Annotated in this window: 17 protein-coding genes; 7 read left to right on the top strand and 10 right to left on the bottom strand. The window is 40.8% G+C overall.

The annotated features are described in order from the left end of the window. Together OGM63_RS26530 and OGM63_RS26525 are read left to right on the top strand one after the other, a co-directional pair. Positions 1–524, top strand: a 524-nt coding sequence (locus OGM63_RS26530; protein WP_263748711.1) for an RNA-guided endonuclease InsQ/TnpB family protein, incomplete at its 5' end; no start/stop codon positions are given. Further along, positions 521–1,360, top strand: coding sequence for a hypothetical protein (locus OGM63_RS26525; protein WP_263748710.1), 840 nt, complete (start codon positions 521–523; stop codon positions 1,358–1,360). The genes OGM63_RS26530 and OGM63_RS26525, both read left to right, overlap by 4 nt. Positions 1,361–1,376: 16 nt before the next feature. Here OGM63_RS26525 and OGM63_RS26520 read toward each other — a convergent pair whose 3' ends face one another. The 4 genes from OGM63_RS26520 to OGM63_RS26505 all read right to left on the bottom strand — a co-directional run bounded on the left by OGM63_RS26520 (position 1,377) and on the right by OGM63_RS26505 (position 4,664). Continuing rightward, the gene (locus OGM63_RS26520) at positions 1,377–2,792 is read right to left on the bottom strand and encodes an aldehyde dehydrogenase family protein (RefSeq protein ID WP_263748709.1); all 1,416 of its coding nucleotides are present in this window, start codon (positions 2,790–2,792) and stop codon (positions 1,377–1,379) included. Between the two features lie 6 nt (positions 2,793–2,798). Continuing rightward, complete coding sequence (locus tag OGM63_RS26515) at positions 2,799–2,951, bottom strand: hypothetical protein (RefSeq protein WP_263748708.1); 153 nt, start codon at positions 2,949–2,951, stop codon at positions 2,799–2,801. 11 nt (positions 2,952–2,962) lie between these two features. Further along, on the bottom strand, positions 2,963–3,172 hold the full coding sequence (locus OGM63_RS26510; RefSeq protein WP_263748707.1) for an STAS domain-containing protein: 210 nt from the start codon (positions 3,170–3,172) through the stop codon (positions 2,963–2,965). A gap of 508 nt (positions 3,173–3,680) precedes the next feature. Beyond that, positions 3,681–4,664: a Rieske 2Fe-2S domain-containing protein gene (locus tag OGM63_RS26505; RefSeq protein WP_263748706.1), complete on the bottom strand. Its 984-nt coding sequence runs from the start codon at positions 4,662–4,664 to the stop codon at positions 3,681–3,683. Positions 4,665–4,881: 217 nt separating this feature from the next. Between OGM63_RS26505 and OGM63_RS26500 the strand changes: the two genes are divergently transcribed. The 3 genes from OGM63_RS26500 to OGM63_RS26490 all read left to right on the top strand — a co-directional run bounded on the left by OGM63_RS26500 (position 4,882) and on the right by OGM63_RS26490 (position 8,023). Continuing rightward, on the top strand, positions 4,882–5,541 hold the full coding sequence (locus OGM63_RS26500; RefSeq protein WP_263748705.1) for a TetR/AcrR family transcriptional regulator: 660 nt from the start codon (positions 4,882–4,884) through the stop codon (positions 5,539–5,541). Positions 5,542–6,046: 505 nt separating this feature from the next. Next, entirely contained in the window at positions 6,047–6,832 is a 786-nt protein-coding gene (locus tag OGM63_RS26495; protein ID WP_263748704.1) for a PIG-L deacetylase family protein, read from the top strand. A 99-nt stretch (positions 6,833–6,931) separates the two neighbouring features. Beyond that, the gene (locus tag OGM63_RS26490; protein ID WP_263748703.1) at positions 6,932–8,023 is read left to right on the top strand and encodes a glycosyltransferase family 4 protein; all 1,092 of its coding nucleotides are present in this window, start codon (positions 6,932–6,934) and stop codon (positions 8,021–8,023) included. Between the two features lie 323 nt (positions 8,024–8,346). On the opposite strand, the gene OGM63_RS26485 is transcribed toward OGM63_RS26490, so the two are convergent. The 5 genes from OGM63_RS26485 to sufB form a co-directional block, all read right to left on the bottom strand. After that, positions 8,347–8,982 carry a Uma2 family endonuclease gene (locus OGM63_RS26485; RefSeq protein ID WP_263748702.1) on the bottom strand — a complete coding sequence of 212 codons (636 nt, stop codon included), beginning with the start codon at positions 8,980–8,982 and terminating at the stop codon, positions 8,347–8,349. A gap of 328 nt (positions 8,983–9,310) precedes the next feature. Continuing rightward, positions 9,311–10,573, bottom strand: a complete 1,263-nt coding sequence (locus OGM63_RS26480; protein WP_263748701.1) for a cysteine desulfurase — start codon at positions 10,571–10,573, stop codon at positions 9,311–9,313. A 78-nt stretch (positions 10,574–10,651) separates the two neighbouring features. Continuing rightward, entirely contained in the window at positions 10,652–11,977 is a 1,326-nt protein-coding gene (gene sufD, locus OGM63_RS26475) for a Fe-S cluster assembly protein SufD (RefSeq protein ID WP_263748700.1), read from the bottom strand. Continuing rightward, complete coding sequence (gene sufC, locus OGM63_RS26470) at positions 11,977–12,759, bottom strand: Fe-S cluster assembly ATPase SufC (protein WP_263748699.1); 783 nt, start codon at positions 12,757–12,759, stop codon at positions 11,977–11,979. The genes sufD and sufC overlap by 1 nt, the downstream gene beginning before the upstream one ends. A 70-nt stretch (positions 12,760–12,829) precedes the next feature. Further along, positions 12,830–14,269 (bottom strand): Fe-S cluster assembly protein SufB, encoded by a 1,440-nt coding sequence (gene sufB, locus OGM63_RS26465; RefSeq protein ID WP_263748698.1) that lies wholly within the window; start codon positions 14,267–14,269, stop codon positions 12,830–12,832. 220 nt (positions 14,270–14,489) lie between these two features. On the opposite strand from sufB, the gene sufR reads away from it, so the two are divergent. Both sufR and OGM63_RS26455 read left to right on the top strand, forming a co-directional pair. Then, positions 14,490–15,164: an iron-sulfur cluster biosynthesis transcriptional regulator SufR gene (gene sufR / locus OGM63_RS26460; RefSeq protein ID WP_263748697.1), complete on the top strand. Its 675-nt coding sequence runs from the start codon at positions 14,490–14,492 to the stop codon at positions 15,162–15,164. 105 nt (positions 15,165–15,269) lie between these two features. Beyond that, on the top strand, positions 15,270–15,533 hold the full coding sequence (locus OGM63_RS26455; RefSeq protein ID WP_263748696.1) for an NDH complex assembly factor CRR9: 264 nt from the start codon (positions 15,270–15,272) through the stop codon (positions 15,531–15,533). A gap of 300 nt (positions 15,534–15,833) precedes the next feature. Here the strand turns inward: OGM63_RS26455 and OGM63_RS26450 are convergent, their stop codons facing one another. Continuing rightward, positions 15,834–16,460, bottom strand: a complete 627-nt coding sequence (locus tag OGM63_RS26450) for a hypothetical protein (protein ID WP_263748695.1) — start codon at positions 16,458–16,460, stop codon at positions 15,834–15,836. Between the last annotated feature and the right edge of the window lie 244 nt (positions 16,461–16,704).

The following is a 16,704-nucleotide window of genomic DNA, read 5'->3' as shown; positions in this document are numbered from 1 at the left end:
AGCTTCTTCAAAAACGGGTATCTCGCTGTAAAAAAGGTAGTAACCGTCGTAAAAAAGCTGTTAATAAAGTAGCTAGACAACATAAAAAAGTAGCTGATAAACGGCGTGATTTTCACTTTAAGACTGCGAACAATCTATTAAAAAAATACGATGTTGTTGTAGTCGAAGATTTAAATGTTAAGGGTCTTTCGCGTTCCATGTTGGCAAAATCCGTACATGATGCAGGTTGGGGTAATTTCCTGTCAATACTTTCAAACAAAGCCGAAAATGCTGGTTTGTTGGTTATCCCGGTTAAAGCGTCTGGTACAAGTCAATATTGTTCTAATTGTGGTGTCAAGGTTCCTAAAAAGCTACATGTGAGGTGGCATGACTGCCCTAGTTGTGGGTTTAGTCTTGATCGTGATCACAATGCAGCGATAAATATAAGAAAAAGAGCCGAGGGTCATCCGGTTCTTAAAGCGCAACGCCTCCTAAGCGATAGCCGGATTGGTTGCGAAGCCTACACTCTATCGGTACTCCGATGAGTGTAGGAGATGTCACAGAAAACGTCATCGACCCAGCTCACGTTCAAATCAGCCACGATGGCACTTTAGGAAAGCGAGAAAATGCCCAGCCATCGGAAATGGAAGTTATCGAAAACTCAAGTCAAGGAATTCGAGGAAGGTTGCGAGGAATAAACAAACCTAATCAGCCTTGGACACAATTAGAATTCATTGCTTCCAACTTTGTTAATTACAAATATAGCATTCCCCAGCGAGGTGTGATTGGGGGAGTCGCATTTTATTCGATACCTCTAGGTAAAGGTCGATGCCGGATTTTTGTGAGAAATTATAGTAGTTTTAAGACTTGGAAACTCAAGCTGACACCTCGTTGGCTAGATCATATGTTTCGCAACAAGATACTTGAAGAAGATATGTCACTGGTGATCGGGCAAAAGGCACAAATTGAGCGGTTGGGACAAAGCTTAAAAGAAGTGTTTTTGCCGCTTAAAACTTGTGACACTTTTGTTTTAGAGTATTATAAGTGGCTGGATAAATTCGGGTCATCTTTACCCTATTATCAGGGCTATTCAACTTGTAAAAATATAGATAGTAGTGATGAGAATTCTTCTACCCCGATGCTGTTAGACAGGTTCTCGCAACATACACGGCTGTGTAGTTCTTGCTCTCGTGCCAACCTTGTCACAAATCAAGTCAAACAAAGTTTTGTTGTAGTTGCGATCGCTCTTGCAGCTTTGGCAATACTTACCGAAACGTGGATACAAGTTGTAGCAGTTTCCGCGTCTCTTGGGGCAGTTGGTTTAGCAGTTGCTGCTGAGAAATTAAAAACCCACTTCGAGCGTCCGTACACTCGCCAATAATAGCGTCAGAACACTGCTATTGGCTATTAAACCACCAAGGGTCGTTCACGGTATCTGTTTTGATCAAAAATGCTTTTTTCCGCATAAATCGTGTCAGTGCGGATGATCCCATGCGCGATCGCCCCAAACCGGAAAACTTAAAAGCGTTTATTTCACCCTCGTACATGAGGGCAGTGAGTGCAGCATCGTTGATGCTGATGGCACCTGCATCTATCTGCTGTGCGACTTCTAAAGCTTCTGCTTGGGAGCCAAAGACAGCAGCACTCAGCCCATAGATGGTATCGTTGGCTAATGCGATCGCTTCTTCAATTCTAGAAAAAGCCATCACGGGCATAATTGGTCCAAAAGTCTCTTCGGTCATCACTGTCATCGAATGGTTAACACTCGTGAGAACTGTTGGACGACACCACCAACCACCACTCAATTGCTCAACTTCCCCACCGCAGTGAATTACTGCTTTCTTAGATACTGCGTCTTGCAGATGGTCTTTAATAATCGCTGCTTGTCTAGAGGTAATAATCGGACCAATTTCGCCATCTTCAATTCTCGGATGAGCCAGCCGCAGGCGATACGCTTTAGTTACAAGTTGATGGTAAAACTTATCAAAGATAGATTCAGCTACGTAAATTCTCTCAATCGATAAGCAAGATTGTCCGGTGTTGACGACAGAACCCCACAAAATTGCTGATGTTGCTAATTCTATATCGGCTGATTCTAAGACGATCGCCGGGTTTTTTCCGCCTAATTCCAAAAAAGCAGGAATGAACTGTCTAGCTGCTGCTTCTGCTACTTTTCGTCCGGTAGCTACACTGCCGGTAAAGCACACCAGATCCACATTTTCCATGAGCGCTGCTCCCGTTTCGCCTGCTCCCTCAATAAAAGTTAATATATCGCGCAATTTAGGAACAGTGTTAAGTGTTGCTAACACCGGTGCCATGAAGCGGGGAGCAATTTCACTCGGTTTGACAATGACAGCACAACCTGCTAGCAGTGCGGGAATAGTATCAATCGTAGACAGCAATAAGGGAAAATTCCAGGGGCTAATTACCCCAACTAGGGAATAAGGAACCGCTGTTTGTTGCAGTTGGATAAACGGGATGGCTGTACCTTTTTCAAAGTCTTGTAATAATTTTGGCGCTAATCCACACCAGCGATCGATGCTGGAAAGGAATGAATCAATTTCCATCACCGAGATTGATAATCTGCCTGTATCAGCAACTAAAGCGTCGGTGAGTTTGTCACGCTTAGATAATATCGCTTGTTTCCACTGCTGTAAAGCCTCTATTCGCCCTTGTAAACCAATTTGCAGCCAGCTTTTTTGCGCCCTCCGCAGACGGCTACATTGTTGTGCCAGCAGCTTTGGTGGTGGCGGTATAATTACGTAGTCATACTTTCCGGTTCGGGGGTTGCGAACTTCGATTGGTTTACTCATTTGTCATTAGTCACGATTACCCAATCTCAAATTATCCCTAATTTCTCTAGATGCTCGATAGTTTGTTTTTTGGTAATTTTCTGCGTATAGCTCAAATCGTTGCTGTGAAAGTAAATTATTTAACCCAGGTTGACGACGCGATCGCACCCACCAGCACAATTAAATCACGCTCAGTTCACAAATTCTTCCGATCCTACCTGACTCATCAATGACTGACTTTCTTGGTTCATACCAACAATAACCACATGCTTATCTAATTTTTTATATCGAGTAACGACCTGAGAAATTGCAGTTACAGCGGCACGATCCCACACATGAGTATGATGAAAGTCAATAATTACTTTTTCCGGGTCTTCAGCATAGTTAAAGAACTCAACCAAAGAAAAGTTGTCCTGATATTGTATATATTTTCGCAAGTAATTTTAAGTAATATAGCGATTCCCACATTCATTTTTGTACAGAAATAAAGAAAGAATTAACCGCTTCGGAAGATAGATAAACGCCGATGGACGCAGATAAATTTATACCTCAGCAGACTAAAAAAGCCTATCATAACATTACAAAAATTTAAATTTTGATAATTAGACATCTCCAGAAATGAACTATGCGTTGCCCAAACCCCAAGAGACGTGAAATTTCACGTCTCTACATTGTTTTCTGGAGATGTCTATTGTGTATACTTTATGAGTAAGTTTTACAATTACTTGATAATTTTGACACTAAGTTGTATTTGATGCAACTTATCAGATAATTTTACGGATGAGAGAAAGGCGATCGCTTTTCTCTTTTGCTTGAGTGCAACTAAAATGCGAATGCGATCGCTATATCCTGAAAATCAAACTACGACCAAAGATTAAACACTTAACCTCAATGGGAATACTGCGATAATTACTTAGAAAGATTTGGTTCTACAGTTTCGGGAAAACTTGCGAAATTGCGTCTTACCCAATCCATCCCCACTTCGTTATTGAGTTTAATTTTCTGTGGTGTATTTGGATAAATCTTGCCTAAAATATCTGCATCTTGTTCGACAACAACTTTGGCAAAGTTGAGAAACTTGTTACCCAACGCTTTAAATGCTGGATGTTTTGCTTGCCCAAACATTAATACATAAGTGCGTGTCCGCATCTGGGATTCTGGTACAAATAAATGACATTGAGCAACTTTGCCCAACGCAGTTTCTCCATGAAAAATTACTAAAGACGGAAAGTGATTTTCCAAGTGCGCTTTCAGGATTTTTGGTATTAGCAATAAATCAGGATTGCTGATTTTTTCTCTGAAACTTGTAGGTGCTACGGGCATATCATAAAAAGCGTGGGATTCATGCCCATTGTCGATAAACTTCTCAAATTGCACTTCTTCAATTTTAAATAAAGGACGATGAGTGCCATTTTGGTGGTTATAATCGTGCATATTTAGCAGCATGGTGAGCAAGTCTGTCTCGATGCTGGTGTCTGCTGTATGTCCAATAAAGTCATACTTAGCAGCTATTTCATTCAAAATTGTCGGAATTGGTACTTTGGGTTCATATCCGCCATAATACCAAATAAAATCATCTTGAATAATCAGTTTTAAGGATTGCAATTGTGGTAGGGTTTTCTTATTTGAACTGGGCAAAATAGTACAACCTTCACTATCAAATTCCAAAGCATGAAATGGGCAAACTACAACACTAGTTTTATCTTCACGTTGCTGACACCAACCTTCAGATAACATTGCTCCCATATGTGGGCAAGCATTAGGTAAAGCGCTTATTTTACCTGCTGCATGTTTCCACAGCACGTAATCTGAACCGTAGAGGGAAACTTTTCTTGGTTTGTTTACCTCTAACATCGATTTGTGTGCTAACAGCCAAGGAGCACCAAAAAGCATAGACATTGTTATTTTATTCCTTTTATGACTACAGGAAAATCTTGTAGACTAAGTGAGCTGACAGCGTAATTTTTTCTACTTAATCTACTGAATGAGTTATGCCAAAAATATTTAACTAATTTTTTAGTTAGTTATTAATTTAATCAATTTCGTCTTGTCTGTCAACTACTAACCAATTTTTTAGTTAAGATGTTCTTCGTCTCTTTAATGGTGAACCGTGGGTCGTTCAACGAAATCAGAATCTTCATTTAACAAACCTCGACAGGTGCGCTCTGCGGAAGCGACGAAAGCGCAGATATTGGATGCGGCAATGGAGGAGTTTGCCAAGCATGGTCTTTCTGGAGCACGAACCGAAGCGATCGCTTCGGGGAGTGGTGTCACCAAAGCCATGATTTACTACTATTTTGACAGTAAGGAAAAGCTATATCAAGCAGTCTTGCAGCGACTCGACTTTCCAATTAACGACATGATTCAGGAAACTAACTTAGAGCAGTTACCACCGGAAGAAGCTTTGAGGGAGGTTATCCAAGCAGCTATTGCTTATAGAGTCCAGCATCCTCACCTAGGCATGATTTTATTTCAAGAAGCGAATCAAAATCAAGGCAAGTTTTACAAACAGACAAACTGGCAAGAAGGTTTCGAGCAAGTTATTGGTATCTTGGAACGTGGTATGGCAGAAGGTTGCTTTCGTCCAGTTGATCCATTTATAACCGCAATTCATATTGCCGCAGTTTGTACTTTTTACTTCGATGCCTACGAAAATCTTAAGTATGCAAAACCGGATTTAGACTTGCGAAGTCCAGAAATGATTGAGCAATACACTCAACAAGCAATTAACTTGATTTTAGCTGGCGTGCGATTTAATATTGAACAATAGCATTTATGCAATCCGACAACATCAACCGAGTTCACAATCAAGCATGAAAATTCCTCTTGAAGCGTCCAAGCATCCCCATAAAAGCAAATTGACCTTCAAAAAATATGTATTTTTATCTATATTGTGATGAAAATTTCAAATATTTTTCCACATAAAATTTCCACACTCCTGTCGATTCAATAAAGATTTTGTAAAGACCAGGTAAAAAAATACAACAATTATGCTTTTATGTATATATACTGATGTAACAGGCGTTTTGGCTTCTTCAAACATCTAAATTAGTCATAAGCAAATAACTAATATTGCTTGACATATTCTTACGTAAAAAACTGAAAAGTTAAGAAAAAGTAAATTGATGGTTAAGAAAAAGTATGAATTTTGAAGTACAAATAAAAAAATGAAAGTGATATTAAGAAAAATGATATTCTCTAAAAAGCACAAATAAAATTCCGAAAAATATGCATTGAAGAAAGAAAAAAACCATATTTGAAGTAAAAAAGTGAGTATGAATTTGAAAAAAGCTCTCCAAAGATTAGAAAAATTAGTTCCACATACCTGGCTTTATCAAGTGCAATACATGCACTCAAGCTTACTAGTTAGGTGGATTTTAGGTCGTGGAAGTATGCCACTAACATTTAGCAAAAAATCAGCGATGGTGTTTTCTCCGCATCAAGATGATGAAACTTTTGGTTGTGGTGGGATGATTGCCTTAAAAAGGGAACAGGGAATACCAGTAGTAGTAGCTTTTTTGACGGATGGACAGGGTTCAGTTGGCAAGGATTCGGAAATTAAAGATAAAATCATCCAAATTCGCAAACAAGAAGCAGTAACGGCATTAAGTATTTTAGGAGTCGAATCGTCAGAAATTTACTTTTTGGATAAGGTAGATGGAACATTGCGAGATTTAGAAGGATTGCAACGACAACAGACAATTGAGGAGATAGCCGAACTGCTTGATAAGTATAAACCAGGGGAAGTGTACGTTCCACACCAAAAAGATTGTCATCAGGATCATGAAGCTGCACATACCTTAGTCAAAGAAGCGATCGCGATTGCCAAAATCGAAGTTGAACTGCTAGAGTATGCGATTTGGTTATTTTGGAGAGCACCACTATTTATTATGCTGAAGTTGCAGGATATAGCAGATGCTTATCGACTATCAATTGCAGCAGTTCAAGACAAAAAGAAGAGAGCGATCGCCTCATATTCCTCTCAAATTGAAGGTCTACCCCCTGGCTTTATCAAGCGATTTTTAGGTTCTTATGAAATATTTTTCAAAGTAGAATCCTAAGATCTGAAACTTATTTATTTTTAATAGTTAAGCAGAGGTTGCGTCTCAAGTCGTAAAGTTAATCAATTTGATAGTAGCGACCACTGTGGAGTAATTTAAATGCGTGTACTACATCTAACAAATCATATACAACAAATCGGTAACGGCATTGTCAATGTGGCAGTAGACCTAGCTTGTTTGCAAGCAAAAGATGGTCACGATGTTGCAATGGCATCTGCTGGCGGAGAATATGAGATATTATTAGCAAGTTATGGCGGTCAACACTTTGAATTAAATCAGTCTAGAACACCGCTGAATTTAATCAAAGCAGTCGGGCATTATCGCGAAATCATACAAGAGTTTCAGCCGGATATCGTCCATGCACATATGATGACAGGAGTCGTGATCGGAGGACTGTTTAAAAACAGGTTTAGATATCATTTAGTTTCTACTATACATAATGAGTTTCAGCGTAGTGCAGTACTAATGGGGTTAGCCGATCGCGTAATTGCAGTTAGTAATGCAGTCGCAGATTCGATGGTACGTCGGGGTATACCGAAGAAAAAATTGCGAGTCGTCCCGAATGGTACATTGGGTAGTCCCCGGCATCGAAGTATTATAGACTACCAACCGTTACCCCTACACCGTCCAGCGATCGCTACCGTAGCAGGAATGTATCAACGTAAAGGAGTTGGTGAGTTAATTGATGGCTTCCTAATAATAGCTGCCGACTTTCCCGATGCTCATCTATATTTAGTGGGGGATGGTCCGGATCGGGCAATGTTTGAAGCAAAAGTGCAAAATACAGCTTTTGCTTCACGCATTCATTTTGAAGGCTTCCAAAGCGAACCACAACGTTATATGTTAGCAACTGATATCTTCGTCCTCGCTTCACACCACGAATCTTTTGGTTTGGTTCTTACAGAAGCACGGGAAGCCGGTTGCGCTATCATTGCCAGCGACGTAGACGGCATTCCTGAGACTTTAGACAATGGACAAGCTGGTATTTTGGTGCCACCTAAAAATAGCTTTGCTCTGGCAACTGCGATGAAGAAATTACTTAGTAACCCTTGGGAAATGCAAAAATGGAAATATGAAGGGAAACAAAATATAGAGCGGTTTAGTGCTGCACGAGTAAATAAAGAAACACTCAATGTTTACCGTGAATTAGTACCAAATTACAATCTATGTCAAAGTAGTATAAGCGTTTAATATTTCTGTCATGAAGAGTAGTGGAATTTAGGACTTACGGATTCCTTTAAAAGGAAACTAAAATTTCGGAAGGCTTAATACTTCATACAAAGTTATAGTTGCTCGTCACAACAAAAATATTTCATCTAATTTACATTAGCTTTGGAAAATATATAGTAATCCGGTTTGATTTATGAAAAAATTTAAGTATTGTTGGGTGCGTTAGACGGAACGTCGTAACGCACTCCTCCCCTTACAAAAGGTGCCGTACTCTAGCCGCTAACACACCCTACGTGTTTGTTCAAAAATCAAATAGGATTCCTATAGAATCATTTGTTAACAAGCTACGCTAGTTTTTTGAGTTCCACCCAAGCTCGAAACAATTTCAGTAAAGCAATTTCTCCCATAGTTTTACTTTGCTGAATAAACCTGCTTATATCACTCACCGATATTATAGGAAAAGCAATACTAAATTCACACTCAACATATTGCCCTTCTCTTAATTGATAAAATTTTAAATCTCGTCCGTTATATCTCCATAATTCAGCGATACCAAGTGCTGAATAAATCCCTAATTTGTTAATCGAACTGCTAGTTATATCAATTTCAATTGCTAAATCAGGTGCTGGATCTGTTTCTAAATTTAGAGTTTCTTGACCTCTAACAGCTAATTCATTCTGGATATAATAACAATTATCTGGTTCTATACCTCGTTTTGCGATTCTTCGCTTCAATGTTGTCGAACCCGCACTTTTAATTTCTATTTCTAGTTCTTGAGCTAAGATTAATATAAAGCGGTCAAATTGGATTTTAGGATTTTCGTGTTCAAAGAGTGGAGTCATAATTTCTAAATTCCCATCTTCATAAGCAAATCGGGAACCTCTATCCTCACCTGTTTCTGCTAGCAAGGTTTCAAAGGTTTCCCAGCTAATGTTGTGTAACACTGTTCTTTGTTCGGCAATGCTTGAGGTAGTAATCATCTTTAAGTACTCATTCAGTCAGAATAGTAGATAAAATTCCGAAAATTTTACCTATATTATTAATATAATATTCGCTCAAATCAATCTCAACGTTCATATCCCCGACTTCTTCAAGAAGTCGGGGATATTGTTTTTCAATTACCCCATATACAGCAGATTTTAGGTTTAGGAGGTACATGCGTAAAACCCAAAACCCGCTCCGAGACGTTCCACCGGAACGTCTCTACGTGTATTTAATAACAAGGCAATCTGGTATATTAAAATTGCGCCAATTACAAGCATGATTCGTTGCTAATAATTGACACAATCAGTATTCAAATATTTTCTATTAACCAAACAAACCACCGAAAAACTCAAGGGTTTCCTTCAACGCTTTGATGAAAACATCAATTTCCTCACGGGTATTGTAGAAAGATAAACTTGCCCTTGCGGTTGCGGGAAGACCTAAAAAACGGTGTAATGGTTGAGTGCAGTGGTGCCCAGAACGGATAGCTACACCTTCTTGATCTAATAATGTAGATAAGTCGTTAGCGTGAACTTCTCCAGATGTAAATGCAGCTAAAGCAGCTCTACCTTCTCCTTTAGCATCCGGTTTGGGACCATAAATTCTAATTTCGGGAATTTGCTGCAATTGCTCAAACAAATAAGCAGTTAATTCAGCTTCATAAGCGTGGATTTTATCCATGCCAATATTAGTAAGATAATCTATCGCAGCACCGAGAGCGATCGCTTCCCCAATTGCCGGAGTTCCAGCTTCAAATTTATGTGGTAATTCTGCGTAGGTTGAATGGTCTAAAAACACCTCAGCAATCATTTCACCACCACCAAAAAACGGTGGCATCGATTCCAACACATTCAACTTGCCATACAAAAAGCCTATCCCAGTTGGGGCGCACATTTTGTGACCGGAAGCAACTAACCAATCACAGTCCATTTGCTGCACGTCAACACGCATATGAGGGACACTTTGGCAAGCATCAATTAATACTTTTGCACCATATTCATGCGCTAAAACACAAATTTCTTGCACCGGGTTAATGCAACCCAAAGTGTTAGAAACGTGTACAATTGACACCAATTTAGTTTTATCAGAAAGCAGAGTTTTGAACTGTTCTAAATCAAAAGTTTCTTCAGATGTCAGTTCAACAAACTTCAAAACTGCACCAGTCTTTTGCGCCACCAATTGCCACGGTACAATATTACTGTGGTGTTCCATCACCGACAGAATAATTTCATCTCCCGGTTGCAAATTGTTCATTCCCCAACTGTAGGCTACCAGATTAATCGCCTCAGAAGCGTTGCGGGTGTAGATAATTTCTTGACGAGATGCAGCATTGATAAATTTAGCAACTTTATCTCGTGTTCCTTCATAAGCATCGGTAGCTTTCGCGCTGAGGGTATGCGCTCCGCGATGCACGTTAGCATTATACTGCTCGTAGTAATCTCGCAGCTTATTAAGTACCAGCAAAGGTTTTTGCGAGGTAGCAGCATTATCGAGGTAAACTAAAGGTTTGCCGTTGACTTCCTGATTCAATATTGGGAAATCAGCGCGAACTTTATCAGCGAGGGTTTTTGTTTGGGTGAAAGTCATACTATTTTGGATTGATGATTTTAACCGCAGATGTACGCAGATGAACGCGGATATTTTTTTGTTGCATCTGCGGGTAATCTAAAATTTACTGACTGTTTGCGTGAGAGTTTCACGCAAAGAAGGAATCGGTATTTTGTTGATGATTTCAGCCGCAAAAGCGTTAATTAATAAGTTGCGAGCATCATTAGCATTGATACCCCGGCTTTGCAGATAAAATATTTCATCATCTTCCAACTGACTAACAGTCGCACCGTGAGCGCATTTAACATTATCTGCCGTAATTTCCAACTGCGGCTTAGTATCAACTCTGGCTTTAGATGATAGTAGCAGGTTGCGATTTAATTGCGCCGCATCAGTTAACTGTGCAGCTTTGGGGACAAAAACTTTGCCATTGAATACACCGTGAGCGCGATCGCCTACAATACACTTATGCAATTGCCGACTAACACTGTGCGGATGATTGAGAGCGATCGCACTGTGAGTATCACCCAGTTGCTTCCCCTTAATCATCGTCAACCCATTTAAAGTAGTTTCCGTTTGCTCACCAGTTTGGAAAACCTCTAAATTGTGACGCGAAAACCTTCCACCCAAAGCGATCGCATTACAACTATACCGACTACAACGAGCTTGCATCACCGCAGTCTTCCCAACATGAAAAGCCTCAGCACCATCACACTCAACCCTAGTATGACTAACCTGAGCATTCTCCTCAACCCAAACCTCCGTCACCGCATTGGTGAAGTATACACCCTCTTCCTTCGCGCCCTTGGCGCCTTGGCGGTTCGTATACTCCTCAACCAAAGTAAAGAGCGAACCACTTTCAGCCACCACCAAACAACGCGGTAAAGACATCTTCCCCTCACCGTCAGCAACAAACACCAAAAAAATAGGTGTTTCCACCACCGTATTTTTCGCCACCCACACCACAGCCGCATCAGCCATACCGGCAGTATTCAGAGCCGTAAACACCTCGCGATCGCCTGATGCTTGTGCCAAATATTGCCGCACCCGCTCTTCATAACCCCCAGGTAAATTAGCCAAATTGCTAACCACCACCCCATCAGGTAAACCAGAAACAGCTGATAACTCAGGTGCGTAAACACCATTAACAAAAACCAAACAGCTATTATTCGCTTCCGGTAAAACAAAAGGCGTAATATTTGGTAAAAACCTCTCTACATTGAATTGCACCTCACGCAAAGACGACAAATCAGCAAAACGCCATTCTTCATCGCGGGTAGTAGGAAGTCTTGATTGACGCACCCAATCAGCAGCACCTTCCCGCACCTCTTGCAACCAACCCTCTGATTTTGCTGCAATTACTTTATCTAACAATTCACTCAGATAAGCATCTTTATCCACCAAAGCGTTAGAAATCGGACTTGGAGAAACTTCGATAGACATTACACACCCACCTCAGCTTGTTCCAAAATCCAGTCATAACCGCGAGATTCTAACTCCAGTGCCAAATCCTTACCACCACACATGAGAATTTGCCCTTGAGCCATCACATGCACATAATCAGGCACAATATAATTAAGTAACCGCTGATAGTGAGTAATCATAATCGTCGCATTTTCCGGATTCGCCAGCTGATTTACTCCATTCGCGACAATCTTTAGCGCGTCAATATCCAAACCAGAATCTGTCTCATCCAAAATCGCCAACTTTGGTTCTAATAGTGCCATTTGCAGAATCTCATTCCGCTTCTTCTCACCACCAGAAAAACCCTCATTCAAACTACGATTCAGAAAAGCCGGATTCATCTTCACAACATCCAGCTTTTCTTCTATCAAATCATCAAAATCAAACGCATCAATTTCTTCTAAACCTTGCGCTTTCCGGCGAGAATTATAAGCGACCCGCAAGAAATCTAAATTACTCACACCGGGAATTTCCAACGGATACTGAAACGCCAAAAATACACCACTTCTTGCGCGTTCCTCCGGTTCCATTTCCAGCAGATTTTGCCCCATAAAGGTGCAACTACCACCAGTTACCTCATAAGCTGGATGTCCAGCCAAAACCTTAGAAAAAGTACTTTTACCAGAACCATTCGGTCCCATAATCGCATGAACTTCACCCGATTTCACCTCAATATTCACACCCTTGAGAATCGGCGTACCATTAACATTAGCCGTCAAATCCCGTACTGACAGCACAACTTCACTATTTTCAATAATCATCTTCTCTCTCTTATTTCTTTCGTAGTAAGCGCTTCAGCGCTTAATAAAAGCACTGAAGTGCTTACTACGGTTAACCAACACTACCTTCCAACTTCAGACTCAACAGCTTATCAGCTTCCACCGCAAACTCCATCGGCAGCTGATTAAACACATCCTTACAGAAGCCACTAATCATCATCGAAACCGCATCTTCACTAGAAATGCCGCGCTGTGCAAAGTAAAATAATTGGTCTTCCCCAATCTTAGAAGTAGAAGCTTCATGCTCCACCTTCGCTGCCTTATTTTGCACTTGAATATATGGGAAAGTATTCGCATGAGCATTATCCCCAATCAGCATCGAGTCGCACTGCGAATAGTTTCGCGCACCTTCTGCCTTCGGATTTATCTTCACCAAACCGCGATAGCTGTTACTAGAGTTACCAGCAGAGATTCCCTTAGAGATAATCGTGCTGCGAGTATTCTTACCAACGTGAATCATCTTGGTTCCCGTATCGGCTTGCTGCATATGATTTGTCAGCGCTACCGAGTAGAACTCACCCACAGAATTATCACCCACTAACACGCAGCTAGGATATTTCCAAGTAATCGCAGAACCTGTTTCTACCTGCGTCCAGGAAATCTTGGAATTTACACCCTGACACAAACCGCGTTTGGTGACAAAGTTGTAAATACCACCTTTGCCTTTTTCATCCCCAGCGTACCAATTCTGGACAGTGGAGTATTTAATTTCCGCGTTGTCAAGAGCGACAAGTTCCACCACAGCCGCGTGTAGCTGGTTGCTATCATACATCGGCGCGGTACAGCCTTCCAAGTAGGAAACATAGCTGCCTTCTTCCGCGATAATCAGGGTACGCTCAAATTGTCCCGTATCGCCGTTGTTAATCCGGAAATAGGTAGACAATTCCATCGGACATTTTACGCCTTTAGGAATATAGACAAAAGAACCATCGGTGAATACAGCAGCATTCAATGCCGCAAAGTAATTGTCTGCGATGGGAACAACGCTACCCAAGTACTTTTGTATTAGTTCGGGATATTCTTGCAACGCTTCGGAAATTGAGCCGAAAATAACACCGTCTTTGAGCAGCTTTTCTTTAAATGTAGTGGCAACAGAAACACTATCGAAAATGGCATCTACAGCCACATTTCCCAGTCGCTTCTGTTCTGACAGGGGAATGCCTAGCTTTTCAAAGGTTTCCAAAAGGGTGGGATCTACTTCATCCAAGCTGTTAAGCTTTTTCTTCGCTTGCTTCGGTGCAGAATAATAGATGATATCCTGATAATTAATTGGCGGATACTGAACGCTAGGCCAAGTCGGTTCTGTCATTTTTAGCCACTGGCGATAGGCTCTCAAACGAAACTCTAGCATGAATTCCGGCTCGTTCTTCTTGCTGGAGATCAAGCGGACAATATCCTCGTTTAGCCCACGGGGAATGGTGTCTGCCTCAATATTGGTGACGAAGCCATACTTGTAGGGCTGATTGACTAAGGTTTTAACAGTGGCACTCATCAGTTCTTTTCTCTCGTGTTCTCTTTTCGGTGTCTCTTTTAGGATGGGAGACTGGCTGTGAGCCGATTTCCCTTCGTCGTTAACCCAGAGTGGTTAAGCGATTACAATAAGGATGAGAGTAAAACAACAAGTTAGTTGTTTAAGTTATCTCCATTTTAGGCTACATTAACAACAAGAATGTTGTCAAAGTGAAATTTCCTAATTATTTTTCAGGACTAAGATGGCGACTACCCAGCAGTCCTCAACCAAGCAAGAGATTCTAGAATATCTCCTGAAGCAGTCACGGGCAACGGCTTTTGAGCTAGCTGAGACTTTAAATATTAGCCCGCAAGCGATTCGTCGTCATCTCAAAGATTTGGAGGCGGAAAAGCTAATTTTGTATTCATCGATACAAGAAGGGATGGGGCGTCCTTCTCACGTTTATCATTTGAGTCGTGAAGGACGCGATCGCACACAACGAGGTGATAGCTATGGGGAATTTGCAGTTTCTTTGCTGGATACATTAGCAGAAACTGTAGGACGCGACCAAGTAAGCTCGATTTTAAGAAAACAGTGGGAACGTAAAGCACTCTTATATCGCGATCGCTTGGGTAAAGGTTCGCTATATGAACGGGTGGCAAATTTAGTTGAGTTGAGAAAAGCTGAAGGCTTCATGGCAGAGTGTCACCCAGTAGAATCGAATGAATTAGCAGGCGATCGCTTTATCTTAATGGAGCATAACTGCGCCATTTCCAACGTTGCCGAATCCTTCCCCAGCATTTGCGGTCATGAATTAGAAATGTTTGCCGCCGTTCTTCCAGATTGTACAGTAGAGCGGACTCATTGGATTATCAACGGCGAACACCGTTGTGGTTATTTGGTACAAGCGCGAAAATCTTACGCCGAATTAGATTAATAAATTTATATTTCCATTAAGTTTAATTTACAAATAAAAACTAGGTCGTAATCTGTTTTACAAATTACAAATTACCAATTGTCCGTTAAGTTTTATTTACAGGTTATGGATTTACCACCACAACAGCAGCCATCAACACAATTCTTAACTTTTGAAGAGTCAGCCAAAGTTGACGCTGCCTTGCTTTCTTCCCCGGAAAAGTTTTTAACCAGATTAACAATTTCATCGCTGAAACTTTTGAAGCATATTGCCGAAGAGTATGATGTGAGAATTGAAGATTTAACAACACAGCAAGTGATTGCTTGGTTTGAGAAAGATGGCAAGATTCGCCGAGAGCAAGGAACAGAATCTGCATACCTGAATTGGTAAATTATGAAAAAATTCGTAGAGACGTTCCGATGGAACGTCTTTCGTAGAGACATTCCGATGGAACGTCTTTCCTAGAGACGTTCCGATGGAACGTCTTTCCTAGAGACATTCCGATGGAACGTCTTTCGTAGAGACGTTCCACCGGAACGTCTTTCGTAGAGACGTTCCGGTGGAACGTCTTTCCTAGAGACGTTCCACCGGAACGTCTCTACAATAAATAATCTAAATAAATAGCAAAAAGCACCTTTTTCGAGGTGCTGTCTCAAGCGGTGTAAATTAAATTTGCAGACCACTTAATTTTTAAGTGTAAGTATTAGTCCGTGGACTGCGAGCACCAGTCACCGCTCCAATCATTGATGCAACTAAACCCAACAAAGAACCGAATACAAACCACCACAAACCTTTAGATGTGGCACCAGCAATATTGCGAGCTTCTTGAGCGCTTACATTGGTTTGGGGTACGTTCACACCACCTTGTTGTTGCACTTGGTTAATGACTTCACCAGCGTTTGAGGCAGCAACACCAAAAGCACCTGATACACCACTTGCTAAGAGCCAAGAGCTAACTGCTAAAGTAGTAGCCCAGAGAATTGCCCCGTTAAGAAGAGCGGTGCTGCGGTTCATGGGACCACAAGCGCGAGCTGTCACCCAACCACCAGTAAAAAGCGAAATTAACAAACCAATAGTTGACCAAATTCCCACATTTCCCGCAACATCAGAAGCATTTGATCTGGGTGCACCGGAAGTTGCAATACTACCTGCGCCGATCGCTGCAAATAAGGCGCTTAAAATTAATTGCGTAGCTAGAGAAACTAACAAACCAGAAATAATCGGACCCCAACGAACGCGATCGTGATAATCACCAACTCTACTTACTACCGCAGGCTCATTAATGACATCATCTCCAACTCTATTTACGTATGACATACCTTACTCTTCTCCTTAACTATCTCAGCAATTTTTTTAGCTATATTCTTGCTTGTGTATAAAATTAAACTGCGATTCTTTATTTTTTATATCTATCAAGAGAAATATCTTTTAACTCTATCTTTAGTCATAAAGTAGAAGAAGGTTTTAATACTATTTAATATAACTCTTGAAATCCATTTAAATTATAAATTAATAATTAATTTATCTTGCCAGTAATCAGTAACTTTCAATCTAGTTATTA

Origin of the sequence: Plectonema radiosum NIES-515 (assembly GCF_025753815.1) — a bacterium.
In the GTDB taxonomy this organism is placed as follows: domain Bacteria; phylum Cyanobacteriota; class Cyanobacteriia; order Cyanobacteriales; family Nostocaceae; genus Hassallia; species Hassallia radiosum_A.
This window is presented reverse-complemented; position numbering and strand designations above follow the sequence as displayed.

Bases quoted from the DNA above. Each gene is read 5' to 3' on its own strand.
- OGM63_RS26525 (WP_263748710.1), top strand. From the start codon at position 521: ATGAGTGTAGGAGATGTCACAGAAAACGTCATCGACCCAGCTCACGTT.
- OGM63_RS26520 (WP_263748709.1), bottom strand. From the start codon at position 2,792: ATGAGTAAACCAATCGAAGTTCGCAACCCCCGAACCGGAAAGTATGAC.
- OGM63_RS26505 (WP_263748706.1), bottom strand. From the start codon at position 4,664: ATGCTTTTTGGTGCTCCTTGGCTGTTAGCACACAAATCGATGTTAGAG.
- OGM63_RS26495 (WP_263748704.1), top strand. From the start codon at position 6,047: ATGAATTTGAAAAAAGCTCTCCAAAGATTAGAAAAATTAGTTCCACAT.
- OGM63_RS26490 (WP_263748703.1), top strand. From the start codon at position 6,932: ATGCGTGTACTACATCTAACAAATCATATACAACAAATCGGTAACGGC.
- OGM63_RS26485 (WP_263748702.1), bottom strand. From the start codon at position 8,982: ATGATTACTACCTCAAGCATTGCCGAACAAAGAACAGTGTTACACAAC.
- OGM63_RS26480 (WP_263748701.1), bottom strand. From the start codon at position 10,573: ATGACTTTCACCCAAACAAAAACCCTCGCTGATAAAGTTCGCGCTGAT.
- sufD (WP_263748700.1), bottom strand. From the start codon at position 11,977: ATGTCTATCGAAGTTTCTCCAAGTCCGATTTCTAACGCTTTGGTGGAT.
- sufC (WP_263748699.1), bottom strand. From the start codon at position 12,759: ATGATTATTGAAAATAGTGAAGTTGTGCTGTCAGTACGGGATTTGACG.
- sufB (WP_263748698.1), bottom strand. From the start codon at position 14,269: ATGAGTGCCACTGTTAAAACCTTAGTCAATCAGCCCTACAAGTATGGC.
- sufR (WP_263748697.1), top strand. From the start codon at position 14,490: ATGGCGACTACCCAGCAGTCCTCAACCAAGCAAGAGATTCTAGAATAT.
- OGM63_RS26455 (WP_263748696.1), top strand. From the start codon at position 15,270: ATGGATTTACCACCACAACAGCAGCCATCAACACAATTCTTAACTTTT.
- OGM63_RS26450 (WP_263748695.1), bottom strand. From the start codon at position 16,460: ATGTCATACGTAAATAGAGTTGGAGATGATGTCATTAATGAGCCTGCG.